The sequence below is a fragment of the Allobosea sp. UC22_33 genome (assembly GCF_042700715.1).
In the GTDB taxonomy this organism is placed as follows: domain Bacteria; phylum Pseudomonadota; class Alphaproteobacteria; order Rhizobiales; family Beijerinckiaceae; genus Allobosea.
Map to the genome: position 1 here is coordinate 4,184,340 of NZ_CP170556.1, position 12,030 is coordinate 4,196,369.

The 12,030-nt window shown below is 63.9% G+C and carries 11 protein-coding genes; 8 read left to right on the forward strand and 3 right to left on the reverse strand.

Annotated features, from left to right (window positions below; translation table 11 throughout):
* Positions 1-5: 5 nt before the first annotated feature.
* Positions 6-1,550, reverse strand: coding sequence for an AMP-binding protein (locus ACFJGT_RS20335; RefSeq protein ID WP_377841667.1), 1,545 nt, complete (start codon positions 1,548-1,550; stop codon positions 6-8).
* Positions 1,550-2,326 (reverse strand): enoyl-CoA hydratase/isomerase family protein, encoded by a 777-nt coding sequence (locus ACFJGT_RS20340; protein WP_377841670.1) that lies wholly within the window; start codon positions 2,324-2,326, stop codon positions 1,550-1,552. The genes ACFJGT_RS20335 and ACFJGT_RS20340 overlap by 1 nt, the downstream gene beginning before the upstream one ends.
* A gap of 124 nt (positions 2,327-2,450) precedes the next feature.
* Between ACFJGT_RS20340 and ACFJGT_RS20345 the strand changes: the two genes are divergently transcribed.
* Together ACFJGT_RS20345 and ACFJGT_RS20350 are read left to right on the forward strand one after the other, a co-directional pair.
* The gene (locus ACFJGT_RS20345) at positions 2,451-3,266 is read left to right on the forward strand and encodes an IclR family transcriptional regulator (protein ID WP_377841674.1); all 816 of its coding nucleotides are present in this window, start codon (positions 2,451-2,453) and stop codon (positions 3,264-3,266) included.
* The gene (locus ACFJGT_RS20350) at positions 3,263-4,348 is read left to right on the forward strand and encodes a hypothetical protein (protein WP_377841676.1); all 1,086 of its coding nucleotides are present in this window, start codon (positions 3,263-3,265) and stop codon (positions 4,346-4,348) included. Before ACFJGT_RS20345 ends, ACFJGT_RS20350 begins: the two co-directional genes overlap by 4 nt.
* Before the next feature lie 150 nt (positions 4,349-4,498).
* Here ACFJGT_RS20350 and ACFJGT_RS20355 read toward each other — a convergent pair whose 3' ends face one another.
* Positions 4,499-5,425, reverse strand: a complete 927-nt coding sequence (locus ACFJGT_RS20355; protein ID WP_377841679.1) for a LysR family transcriptional regulator — start codon at positions 5,423-5,425, stop codon at positions 4,499-4,501.
* 116 nt (positions 5,426-5,541) lie between these two features.
* Between ACFJGT_RS20355 and ACFJGT_RS20360 the strand changes: the two genes are divergently transcribed.
* From ACFJGT_RS20360 to ACFJGT_RS20385, 6 genes are all read left to right on the forward strand, one after another.
* On the forward strand, positions 5,542-6,432 hold the full coding sequence (locus tag ACFJGT_RS20360; protein ID WP_377841682.1) for an alpha/beta fold hydrolase: 891 nt from the start codon (positions 5,542-5,544) through the stop codon (positions 6,430-6,432).
* A complete protein-coding gene (locus tag ACFJGT_RS20365) occupies positions 6,410-7,321 on the forward strand; it encodes an alpha/beta fold hydrolase (protein ID WP_377841684.1) in 912 nt (303 codons plus the stop codon). The genes ACFJGT_RS20360 and ACFJGT_RS20365 overlap by 23 nt, the downstream gene beginning before the upstream one ends.
* A 5-nt stretch (positions 7,322-7,326) precedes the next feature.
* Complete coding sequence (locus ACFJGT_RS20370) at positions 7,327-8,889, forward strand: ABC transporter substrate-binding protein (RefSeq protein ID WP_377841687.1); 1,563 nt, start codon at positions 7,327-7,329, stop codon at positions 8,887-8,889.
* Between the two features lie 119 nt (positions 8,890-9,008).
* Positions 9,009-9,977 (forward strand): ABC transporter permease, encoded by a 969-nt coding sequence (locus tag ACFJGT_RS20375; RefSeq protein WP_377841690.1) that lies wholly within the window; start codon positions 9,009-9,011, stop codon positions 9,975-9,977.
* 5 nt (positions 9,978-9,982) lie between these two features.
* Positions 9,983-10,879 carry an ABC transporter permease gene (locus ACFJGT_RS20380; RefSeq protein ID WP_377849023.1) on the forward strand — a complete coding sequence of 299 codons (897 nt, stop codon included), beginning with the start codon at positions 9,983-9,985 and terminating at the stop codon, positions 10,877-10,879.
* A 302-nt stretch (positions 10,880-11,181) separates the two neighbouring features.
* Positions 11,182-11,856 carry a response regulator transcription factor gene (locus ACFJGT_RS20385; RefSeq protein WP_377841693.1) on the forward strand — a complete coding sequence of 225 codons (675 nt, stop codon included), beginning with the start codon at positions 11,182-11,184 and terminating at the stop codon, positions 11,854-11,856.
* The last annotated feature ends 174 nt before the right edge of the window (positions 11,857-12,030 follow it).

Genomic DNA, 12,030 nt, shown 5'->3' on the forward strand with positions numbered 1-12,030 from the left:
CCTCGTCAGCCTGCCATCAGCCTGCGCATGCCGGCGGCCTCGCGGTCCCAGCAGCCGGCGGTGTCCGTCGGCAGAAGCCCCTTGCGGATGCGCTCGCTCGGCGTCTTGGGAAATTCGTCCACGAAGGCGATGTAGCGCGGTGCGCGAGCCCGCCCGAGGCGCTCGTCCAGCCATTCCGCCAGATCCGGCGCCGCGACTGCGGCACCCTCTCGCAAGGCGACGAACAGCTTGATGTCCTGCTCGCCGATCTCCGCCGCCACGCCGATCATCGCCACCTCAGCGACCGACGGGTGCTGAAGCGCGACGCTCTCCACCTCCCAGGCCGAGATGTTCTCGCCGCGATGGCGCACGCTGTCGTTCAGGCGCCCGTGGAAGCTCAGATGACCGTTCGCATCGAAACTGCCGGCGTCCCCGGTGAAGAGCTTGCCACCGCGCAGCGCCTTCGCCGTCGTCTCGGGATCGTCGAGATAGCCGCCAAACAGCGCGCCGGGCTCACGCTCGGACACGACGATCTCGCCGCGCTGGAAAGGCGCAACCGAGCGCCCATCGGGGTCGAGCACCTCGACGTCAAGCCAGGGCACGGGCTTGCCGACGGAACCGACGGGGCCGTCGATGTTGACGGTGGACATGCTCGATGCTTCGGTCATTCCGTAACATTCGCGCACGTCGACGCCGAAACGGCGCTCGAACTCTTCCCAGTCGTCGCGCCGGCAGCCGCCGCCCCAGGCGATCCGGACGGAATGCTCCCTGTCCAGCGCATGCGCCGGCTGACGCAGGAGAAGCTCCAGGATACCGCCAAGGAAATGGATGTGGGTGGCGCCGCCTTCGCGCGCCTCGCTCCAGAAGCGGCTGGCGCTGAAGCGCGGCACCATGTGCAGATGCACGTCGAGCATCAGCGGCAGCAGCAGGAGCTGGCTTCCGCCGATATGGTAGAGCGGCTCCCAGACGAAGAGGACGTCGCCGTCCTGCATCCCTCCGACGAGGGCGACGGCGCGGGCAGCGTAGCCGAACATGCGATGCGTGACCTCGACGCCCTTCGGCGATCCGGTCGTGCCCGAAGTGTACATGATGGCGAAGAGCGCCTCTTCGGCGATCGTCGCCGGCAGGCGCGGCTCGGCCACCGCCCGAAGTGCGGGGCGCTCGTCCGACATAAGCACTGGCACGACACGCAGAGCTGGCGGCAAGCTGCCGCAACCTGCCACCGCAGCGTGCAGGTCCTCGTCCACAAGCAGAAGAGAGGGCGCGCTGTGCCGCAGGATATGGCCGAGCGACAAACCCTGCTGGCGGGTATTGACCGGAACCCAGACGAGGCCCGCACGGGCAATGGCGAAAATCAGCGCCAGCACCAGAGGCCGGTTCGCCATCATCACCGCGACCCTGTCACCGGGCCGCAGGCCGCTGGCGGCGAGCGACCGGGCGATCTCCAGCGAGTCCGCGGCCAGGGCGCCGAGAGTGATTTCGCTGTCGGCGAATCGCGCGAAGATTCTGCCGGGCGTCGCCTCGCCTGCGGCCTCGATCTTGAGGAAGGGTGAGTAAGGAGACGCCGGCATCAGGCGCTCTTTCCCTGGTTGCCGCGCCTGTCGAGGAAGGCCGCCATAAGGCGCGCCGGCTCGCCGCTGCCGTAGCTCTCGCGCTGCATGCGGACGCCCGAATCGAGCCCATCGAGCAGCCCTTCGACGGTCATCTCGTGCAGCCTCGCCTTGTCGAGGCGCATGGCCAGAGGTGCCTTTCCGGCAAGCTCGCGCGCCACGCTCATTGCCCGCTCGCGAACCTCTGCAGCGGGGACCAGATAGTGGATCAGGCCGATTCTGTGCGCCTCCTCGCCCGACATCATCCGCCCGGTCAGCACAAGCTCAGTCGTCCGCGAAAGACCCAGCATCTCCCTCATGATCCAGGGACCAAGCGAACTCGCGATGCCTGAATTGATCTCGGGCTGCCCCATCTTGGAGCCGTCATGGCCGACACGGATGTCGCAGAGGAGCGCGACCTGAAAGGCCGACCCCGCCGCAAGGCCGTTGAGCGCGCAGATCAGCGGCTTGGAGAGGGTGCGGATACGCAGATAGAGCGCCCGCCACTCCTCGATCCACTCTTCGGCGCGATCCTCATCGAAGGTCTTGGTTTCGTTCAGGTCCTGCCCCGCACCGAACGCGCGCTCGCCGGCACCCGTCAGGACGATGGCGCGGCAATTCGGATCAGCCTCGCACGCGTCGAGCGCGGTCAGCAGAGCCTCCCGCATCGGCCTGTGCCAGGCGTTGAGGACCTCGGGCCGGTTCAGCGTTAGGACGGTGACCTCAGCTTCGCGGGCAAGCAGGACAAAATCTTGCATTTATTCTTTCCGTATCGTATTGTAATACCTTCGTATCAATTAACTCTCGACTCGTATCGACTTGTCAAATTAAAAGTCGAATGCCGTTGAGATTGATTGAATTCTCGCCGACGGAGCTTGAGACATGAGTGACCCGGACAACCTGATGGTACGGTCGGTGGAGAAGGCGATGCGCGTGATCGCCGCCTTCGGAAACGGGCAGCCCGCGCTCAGCCTCGCTGAGGTCGCCGCCCATTCCGGCATGGACAAAAGCGCGGCGCAGCGCTTCGCGCATACCTGGATCCAGCTCGGATATATGAGGCGCGACCCCGAGAGCCGGCGACTGGAACTGACGCCGCGCGTGCTCGAATTCGCTGCATTCTACAGCCGCTCGAACCAGATGATCCGGGCGGCCGCACCCTATTTGCTGAACATCAGCAAGGTCACCGAGGAATCCGTCAGCCTGACCGTTCTGGATGGAACGGATATCGTCTACGTCTATCGCCTGCTGAGCCGGAACATGCTCACCACCGACGTCATCATCGGAACCCATCTGCCGGCCTATTGCACGGCTCCGGGGCTGGCGATCCTGTCTGGCCTGCCGCCGGACGATGCACGCGCCATCCTGGAAGCCTCCGATCGCGTCGCCTATACGCCGTCCACCGTGACCGATACGGCCGCTCTGATGGAGCGGATCGGGCAGGCGTCGCAGCGCGGCTTCGCCGTCGCGGAAGACCAGATCTACGCCAACGACATCTCCGTCGCCGTACCGGTTTTCGGACCAGGAGAGCGTGCCGTCGCCGCCGTCAACATTGCCGTGAACAAGCTCAGCCTCTCCGCCGAACAAGCCGTCGAGAAATTCGTCCCGTTGCTCTCCCCGGTCGCCAAGAACCTCTCGCATGCCGGCCGCCTGTCGCCGCGCAAGTTTCCCGCACGACGGAAGGATGATCCCCGACCATGACCGCAGCGCCCTCCTCCAGCGCCGATATCGCAGTTTTCGGCACCGGCCAGTTCGCCGGCCGCATCGTATTCGATCTCGCCGCGACGTCGAGCGAACCGCTCGACGTGGTCATCGTGGGGCGCAATGCGGAAAGGCTCTCCTGGCTGGTTACGGCAGCCAACGCGCGCGCCTTCATGTTTGGCGCGAAGGCCCGCTTTCGGGCGGCCGAACTCGATGTCCGCGACAAGAGCGAGGTGGCGGCACTGCTGCAGCATTGTCGGCCTCGCCTTGCGGTCCAGACGGCCTCGTCACAGCCCTCCGCCGTCATCGGAGAGGACGACAACGCCTGGGCGCGACTGGTCGCCGCGGGCGGGCTTAGTGCCACCGCCGTCTTTCAGGCGGCCCTGTCGATCATGGTGGGGGAAGCGATCAAGGAAGCCGGCATCACCTGCGCGATGATCAATTGCTGCTTCCCGGATGTCGCGAACGCCATCCTCCGCGCCCGGGGCATCGAGGTGCTGTGTGGGACCGGCAACGTCGCGATCCTGTCCAACGCGTTCGCCGGAGCCCGTACGGGCGAGCCGGGGCGCATCCGTATTCTGGCCCACTACCAACAACTGGCGGCATGGCGCCGGCCGGCTGCCGAACGGGCGGGAAGGCCGCCACGCGTCTGGATCGACGATTCCGAGATCCGCGACGTCTATGCGCGTTTCGCGACGCTCAAGCTGACGCGCGAACCGGCAATCGAGATATCGGGCGCAAGCGGCGTGACCCTGATGCAGGCCTATGTCGCGGGGCGTGATTGGCATGGCCACGCACCTGGCCCCAACGGCTTGCCCGGCGGCTACCCCGTCAGGCTCTCCGGCGGGACCTTGTCACTCGACCTCCCCCCCGGCCTTACGGTCGAAGAGGCGATCGCCTGGAACGCAGCCTTTGAGGAGCGCAACGGTCTCGTCGTCAAGGACGGGACCTGCATCTACACCGGCGAGTTGAAGCGGTTGCTGGCACAGGAAGGGTATCCGTTCGCAAGCGGATTTCCGGTAGACCAAACGGCAAGCGCCTGCACCGCAATGGAAGAGCTGCGTCGCCGCCTCATCGCGTAACAAGAGAGACGACGACGGGCCTCGTTAACGTCAGCTCGCTGGAGCCCACGCGATGTCCGCAAGTGGCGCTCCGCGGCCCTTTCCGGCTGAGGTCGGCAAAAGGCCTCCTGAAGCGAGCACGGATGCTGAATGGGCGACGTTGACAGAAGGTCAAGGAGATATTCGGGACGAATTCTGCGAGGCTTGCAGGTAGTGGGCGAAGTGCCGGGCAGCTCCCGATAAAGATCGGCCGCGCAGAAATTGCAGGGCGATATGGAACCGAACGTGGGTTCCCCTAACTGGGCGGTAGGCGAGAATGTCCTCGCGATGGCGCGAGCTCACATAGCCCGGCAAGATCGCGATCCCATAGGCCGAGGCCGCTATGCCAAGGGCCGTATCGACGAGCGAGACCTCAAAAATGTTGTCGAAGCTGGTCGCAGTCTCAGCCAGCGCGGTTTCGACCAGTTGTGCCGCGGCACTGGAGCGGCGCAGCAGCAGAATCTTTTCGCGTCTCAGGTCACTAAGCGTCACGTCTGCCTGCGTGGTCAACCGATGCGAGCGATGCATCACGGCCATCAGGGGAACATTGCGCTCGATCACGCGCTGATAATCGAGTTGTGGGTGATCGATCATATCAATAGGGCGCACGGTGATGCCAAACTCGGCCTGGCCGGACAGGATATAGCTCAAGGTCTCGTGGCTTTGGCTGTCGTAAAGGACGATCTCAACGTCCGGGTGCTTCGCTGCGAATTCGGCGATCACAGGAGGCAGCATATTTCCCGACATATGCGGCCCGGCCGCAATCGAAAGGCGCCCGCGCGCGCCCGCGGCCCGGGCCCGCACATCTTCAACCGATCGCGCGAGTTGATCGATGAACCGTGCGGCATGCTGAAGAAATTCCTGCCCCTCGGGTGTGATCTGCACCATGCGGGTCGTGCGGTCGAACAAGCGCACCTGAAGCTTGGCTTCGAGCTCTTTGATTTTCTTGCTGAGCGAGGATTGCGTCATCCCGAGTGCAGACGCAGCAAGCGTATAGCTGCTCATCCGCGCCAAAGTGCTGAAGGCCAGCAGCTCCCGGCTGCCTATATCCGCGATCATTATTCAGTCTCAAGGGGAATAGATTAAGTCGTTTATTTCGTTTGAGCGAATTATTCAACCTCGCTAGCACTGAGCTGCGGAAACCCCGCAACGCAGTCGCTATCGAGGGCATGCTCATGGAGGAATCCTGGATCGATATAGGGGGTGTTCGCACCCGCTATCTCAGAATGGGCCAGGGAGGGCGTCCCGTCGTCTTCGTCCATGGCGGCACCATCGGCGATGCCAGCGCCGGCTCCTCGGCCAACGACTTTGGGTCAATCTTGCCTCTCGTCGCACAGAGCCGCGAGACGATCGCGGTCGACCGCATCGGGCAAGGCTATACCGGCAATCCGGTCGACGGGGATAACGAAGGCTGGACGATGGCGGGGTCGGTCCGCCATTTCATCGCCTTTCTCGAGAAACTCGGAAAGGGCCCCTATCATCTCGTCGGCCACTCACGCGGCGGATATGTGGTGACGCGCACCACGCTGGAGCGCCCCGATCTCGTCGAGAGCCTGACCATCGGCGATAGCAACACAGTAGCGCCCGGCGGCGCGCGCAACGAGGCCATCCACATCCGCAACCCCCATCCGCCGGGGACGCGCGAGGCGATGGAGTTCACCGCTCGCCACTATTACTTCGATCCAGCCGTGAAGGCGGATGGCGGCTTCGAAAAAGAGCTGGAGATCCTGTCTCAGCCCAAGATTCGCGAGGCGATCCGCACGATGGGCGAAGGTGGCCTGCGCGTACGGCGCTATCTGCCCGGCCTGCTTGCCGATCGAGAGGACCTGTTCATGCGATTGGAGCATCAGCCGCTGGCGCGGCGGGTGCTGATCCTGTGGGCCTACAACGACCCGACGGCGCCGATCACCATGGGGTACCAGCTTCTGCGCCTGGTCTCGAAGCATCAGCCGCGCGTGTCGATGCATGTCGTCAACCAGTCTGGCCACTCGCTGTATCGCGAACGCCCGATGCAATTTATCCGCGCCCTGAAGGACCATCTCGATGGCTGCTACGATGGAAACTGAGGTGGCATGCGACGGCCCGCAGCTGCTGGACGTGCACGGCATCCAGACCCGGGTTCTCCAGCACGGAAACGGCATTCCGGTGCTGTTCCTGCACGGAGGCTATCCCGGGGACCCGGTCGAGATTCAGAGCGCGGCGATCTGGGAGCCCGTCATGCGGCGCCTTGGTCCGGCGGTGAATGCCATCGCTATCGACCGGCTCGGGCAGGGCTTCACCGATAACCCGAAGCGGCCCGAGGATTACACCGTCGACGCGATCGCCGCCCATGTCGTGGCCACGCTGCGTGTGCTCGGCAAGGCGAGCTGCCATATCGTCGGCCATGACGAAGGGGCTTTCATTGCCGCGCAGATCGCAGTGGAACATGCGGAGATGGTGCGCAGCCTGACGCTCGTCTCGGCCAACGCACTGACGCCGGGCTCCGACCGACGCAGCGTCGTCCAGGCCCATCCACCGCAGCCTTTCTTGAGCCGGCAAAGCCTGCGCTGGATCTATGAGACCGCCTCCTTCAGCCATCAGGTCGTGACCGACGACTGGCTCGACGAGCCGGTGGCTGTCGGTGCGGCAGGCAAGACCCACGCGGCCATCGCCGCCATGCGCCAGGACGACCGCTATCTGCGCACCTATGTGAAATCCTGGACCGCGCGTCGTTCGGCGATCCACCGCGTGATGGACAAGACCGGACTGCCCTGCCCGACGCTCGTGGTCTGGGGATTGAACGACCCGATCGCCCCCGTTGCCAACGCCGAATATCTCATGGAGCTCCTGACGCCCCGGCAGCGGGACACCGAGCTGCGCATCTTCAATAGCGCCGGCTATTTCCCGTTTCGTGAGCACCCGGCCAGCTTCAGCCGCACTGTACTCTCGTTCGTCAGGGACTATGACAGGGGATGAACCAGATGAAGAAGTTTCTGCTGACCTCGGTATTTGCCATCCTCGCCCCCGTACTCGCGCAAGCGCAGGGTCTGACCATGGGGCTTGGCGGAAACGTCACATCTCTCGACCCGCACTACCACAGCGCCGGACCTAATTCGGCCTTCGCCTATACGATTTTCAGCCGGTTGACCGAGACCGACGAGAACGCCCGCGTCCTGCCAGGATTGGCTGAAAGCTGGACGATGATCGATCCGTTGACCTGGGAGTTCCGGCTCAGGAAGGGGGTGAAATTCCACAATGGCAATGATTTCACTGCCGAGGATGTCGTCTTTACGTTCAAGCGCATTCCTCAGGTGGTCAACAGCCCCGGCCCCTATACGAGCTATCTGCGCGGGATCAGCGCGACCGAGATCGTCGATCCCTACACCTTGCGCATCAAGACCGAGTACCCGGTGCCCATCCTGCCGCTGATGATGCACAACATCGCCATCCTCGACAGCGCCACCCACGCCAATGCCACCACGGAAGATTTCAACGCCGGCCGCGCACTCATCGGCACAGGGCCGTTCCGCTACGTCTCGGGCTCCACGAATGCGGGGATCAAGCTGGCGCGGAACAAGGATTTCTGGGGCAAGGCCCCCGATTGGGACAGCGTGGACTACCGCATCATCACCAACAGCGCCGCTCGAACAGCAGCCTTCCTGACAGGAGACGTCGACCTGATCGACCAGGTGGCGAGCGCCGATGTGCCGCGCATCTCGCAGAGTGCCAGTGCCAAGGTGGTCAGCAAGGTCGGGTTGCGGCTGATGTATATCAACTTGGACACTGCGCGGACGGACAAACCGGTATTCCTGACCGATCATGCCGGCAAGCCTCTGGCCACGAATCCTCTCAAGGACGTGCGGGTGCGCAAGGCGCTCTCGCTGGCGATTGATCGCCAGGTGCTGGCGGACCGGGTGATGGATGGAACGGCGATTCCCTCGCTGCAATACATGCCGCCCGACGCCTATGGCTACGCCAAGGACCTGGTGCCGGCGCCGGCAGATACCGCCGGCGCGAAGAAACTCCTTGCCGAGGCAGGTTATCCGGAGGGTTTCCGGATCACGCTGCATGGTTCGAATGATCGGTTCCCCAACGACGCGCGCGTGCTGCAAGCCATCGGCCAGATGTGGACGCGGATCGGCGTGCGCACGGCCGTCGATGCCATGCCGTACGGCCCCTTCCAGAGCCGCGCCAGCGCGCAGGAATTCGCAGCCTTTCTCGGCACCTGGGGAAGTGGTGGCGAGCCGGGCATTGGCCTGACCAACACTCTGGCGACCTTCGACAAGGCGCGGGGTACTGGCTCTATCAACCGCGGGCGCTACAGCAATCATGCCTTTGACCAGGCGCTGGCTGCTGCGACGTCGGAGATGGATGACGCCAAGCGTGAAGCGATGTTCCAGGATGTGACGCGGCTGCTTGTTGCAGACATGCCGATCCTGCCGCTCTACATCCAGAAGAATGTCTGGGCGGTGAAACAGGGATTCAGCTACGCCGGCCGGGCCGACGAAGCATCCATGCCGCAGGATGTTCATCCCTCTCGCTGATCGCCGCGCATCCTGCGCAGCAGACAAAGGCGGCCCCGGCCCTCCTGCCGCGGCTGCTCCATCCGGACGGGTCGCGGACAGGGTCTTCAAGAGGAGCCCGACCACACCGAGGAGAGATCATGCTGGCCTGGTTCACGCGGCGATGCGCTCAATCGCTCGTCGTTGTCGTCGCGATGACGATCATCGTCTTTCTCGCGGTCAATGTGATCGGCGATCCGGCGGAAATCCTGATTTCGCCCGATGCGAACCAGATCGAGCGCGAGCGGATCATCGCCCAACTCGGCTTGGACCAGCCGCTCTGGCGGCAGTATTTTTCCTTCCTGTCCGGTGTGGTCCACGGCAATTTCGGCAAGAGCTTCGTCTATGGCACGCCGGCCCTGCATGTGATCCTCGAACTAATGCCGGCAACCCTCGAGCTTGCTCTCGCCGCCATGATCTTCGCGGTCGCCATCGGCATTCCGCTTGGGCTCTATGCAGGCGTCAGGCCCAAATCCCGGCTGTCCAAGTTCATCATGACGGGCTCAATCCTGGGATTTTCCTTGCCCGGCTTCTGGGTCGGCCTCCTGTTGATCATGGTCTTCGCCGTTCAGTTGGGCTGGATGCCGTCAGGCGGGCGCGGCCAAACGCGAGAGCTTCTTGGCGTCCAATGGTCGTTCGTCACGCTCGATGGCCTGCACCACATGATTTTGCCGGCCCTCAACCTTGCCCTGTTCAAGATCTCGCTGGTGATGCGGCTGGTGCGGGCGGAAACGCAGGAGATCGTGCCGCAGGACTATATCCGTACCGCGCGCGCCAAGGGCCTGAACGAGGAGCGCATCATCCGCGTCCACCTGCTGAAGAACATCATGATCCCGGTGATCACGATCATCGGGCTCGAATTCGGCTCGCTGATTGCCTTCTCCGTCGTCACCGAGACGATCTTTGCCTGGCCAGGTATGGGCAAACTCATCATCGACAGCATCCACGTGCTCGATCGGCCGGTCATCGTCGCCTATCTGATGATCGTCGTCCTCCTCTTCGTCTTCATAAACCTCGTCGTCGACGCGCTTTACACCGTGCTCGACCCGCGCGTGAGGATCGGTAATTGACTGCGATCGAAACGACGACCGTGTCGCCGCCGGTCACACCCCTGCAGCGCTTCTGGCGGGCCTTTTGCGCCCCGCGCACTGCGACGGCGGGCCTGGCCCTGCTGAGTTGCATCATCCTGCTCGCCGTGTTCGCGCCGTTCCTGGCACCGCAGAACCCGTATGACCTGATGCAGCTCGACATCCTCGACGGCCGGCTGCCACCAGGCTCGATATCCGCTACGGGCATGACCTACTGGCTCGGCACTGATGATCAGGGCCGAGACATGCTCTCTGGCATCCTCTACGGCCTGCGCATCTCGCTCGGCGTGGGCGTCTGCTCTGCCGTAGCCGCAGCTGCAATCGGGGCATCGCTCGGCCTGGTCGCTGCCTATGCCGGCGGCCGGCTCGAGGCGGGGCTTATGCGGCTGGTGGACCTGCAGCTCTCTTTTCCGACGATCTTGATCGCGCTGATGATCCTCGCGTTTCTTGGCAAGGGGGTCATCAACGTCGTGTTCGCGCTGATTCTGGTCGAGTGGGCGAGCTATGCCCGCACCGCCCGTGCCAGTGCGTTGGTCGAAGCGCGCAAGGAGTATGTCGAGGCTGCCACGGCGATGGGCGCTGGTCCGCTGCGCATCTTGTTCCGACACCTGCTTCCTAACTGCTTACCGCCTCTGATGGTGATCATGACCGTGCAAATCGCGCGCGCCATCGCGCTGGAGGCGACCTTGTCGTTCCTCGGGCTCGGGGTCCCCATCACCGAGCCCAGTCTCGGACTGCTGATCGCCAACGGCTACCAGTACATGCTGTCCGGCAAGTTCTGGATCAGCTTCTATCCGGGCCTCGCGCTGCTCGTCACAGTCGTCGCGATCAACCTTGTCGGCGATCATCTGCGCGACGTCCTCAACCCACGCCGCCAGACCTGAGCAATTGAAAGGCGTGGAATGTCGGCGCTATTTTGAGCTGTGGTCGCGCGATCATCTGCCTCTCGGCGCCCTAAGTCGCACCGTTCAAGGCATCGACTTCAGTTCGAGGCGACTAAGGCCCGCCGGTTCGCGAGCGGTCAGGAATCCCGTTCTTCCGCAATGTTGCGGCAAGCATCGAGCTCGATATCCGGCAAAGTCCAGCCCGACGCGAAGCCCTTCCCATGCTGCAGCCGTCAGCACCTTCCACCGCCGGCAAGCCTGATGCGGGAACCGCGTTCACGCGCGGCCATTGAGGATCGGGCATGCGCATCCTCCTGGTCGAGGACGAACCGGAGATGGCTAGTGCCCTGCGCACGGCTCTTGGGCAGCGCGACATGGTCATCGACCATGTCAGCACTCTGGCCGAAGGCGAAGAAGCGATCACGGCCGGCGTTCATGGCGCGATATTGCTCGATCGCAATCTACCGGATGGCGACGGGCTCGACCTGCTTCCCCGCATACGCGCCCGGAAGCTCGCCGCACCCGTCATCATCCTGAGCGCGCGCGGCGATATCGAAGAGCGCGTCCAGGGGCTCGACACCGGCGCCGATGACTACCTGGCCAAGCCTTTCGTGATCGATGAACTTCTCGCGCGGCTGCGGGCCGTGCTGCGCCGATCGCCCGAGCTGGCGCCGGACCTCCTGCGCCTCGGCCGTTTCGAGTTCGACTGGCGCAACCGCAGCGCAAGCGTGGGCGGAAGCACGCTCGATCTGCCGCGGCGGGAGCTGCTGGTGCTGGAGAGCCTGCTGCGCCGCCATGGCCGTGCCGTCCAGCGCGCGACCTTGGAGGAAGCAGTCTACGGGTTCGACGACGAAATTCAGTCGAACGCGCTCGACATGCATATCTCGCGCCTGCGCCGGCGGCTGAGCAATGCCGGGGCCGAACTCGAAATTCACGGCATCCGCGGCATCGGCTATCTGTTGAAGCCGGCGGCATGACCCTTCCGGCACCGCCCGCCCATTCGCTGAAGTGGCGGCTGATCCGCCGGCTTCTCGCGCTACAGGCTGCGCTGCTTTCATTGCTGGTCGTGTCGATCATCGCCGCGCTCTATCTCGGTGGCCATCTCCTCAACTTCGAATCCGAAGACGTTACGATCGACGCGTTGAAGACTG

What these genes read in the sequence shown, in the direction of transcription:
- ACFJGT_RS20375 (WP_377841690.1), top strand. Translation starts at nt 9,009, where the DNA reads ATGCTGGCCTGGTTCACGCGGCGATGCGCTCAATCGCTCGTCGTTGTC.
- ACFJGT_RS20360 (WP_377841682.1), top strand. Translation starts at nt 5,542, where the DNA reads ATGGAGGAATCCTGGATCGATATAGGGGGTGTTCGCACCCGCTATCTC.
- ACFJGT_RS20350 (WP_377841676.1), top strand. Translation starts at nt 3,263, where the DNA reads ATGACCGCAGCGCCCTCCTCCAGCGCCGATATCGCAGTTTTCGGCACC.
- ACFJGT_RS20355 (WP_377841679.1), bottom strand. Translation starts at nt 5,425, where the DNA reads ATGATCGCGGATATAGGCAGCCGGGAGCTGCTGGCCTTCAGCACTTTG.
- ACFJGT_RS20345 (WP_377841674.1), top strand. Translation starts at nt 2,451, where the DNA reads ATGAGTGACCCGGACAACCTGATGGTACGGTCGGTGGAGAAGGCGATG.
- ACFJGT_RS20385 (WP_377841693.1), top strand. Translation starts at nt 11,182, where the DNA reads ATGCGCATCCTCCTGGTCGAGGACGAACCGGAGATGGCTAGTGCCCTG.
- ACFJGT_RS20340 (WP_377841670.1), bottom strand. Translation starts at nt 2,326, where the DNA reads ATGCAAGATTTTGTCCTGCTTGCCCGCGAAGCTGAGGTCACCGTCCTA.
- ACFJGT_RS20365 (WP_377841684.1), top strand. Translation starts at nt 6,410, where the DNA reads ATGGCTGCTACGATGGAAACTGAGGTGGCATGCGACGGCCCGCAGCTG.
- ACFJGT_RS20370 (WP_377841687.1), top strand. Translation starts at nt 7,327, where the DNA reads ATGAAGAAGTTTCTGCTGACCTCGGTATTTGCCATCCTCGCCCCCGTA.
- ACFJGT_RS20335 (WP_377841667.1), bottom strand. Translation starts at nt 1,550, where the DNA reads ATGCCGGCGTCTCCTTACTCACCCTTCCTCAAGATCGAGGCCGCAGGC.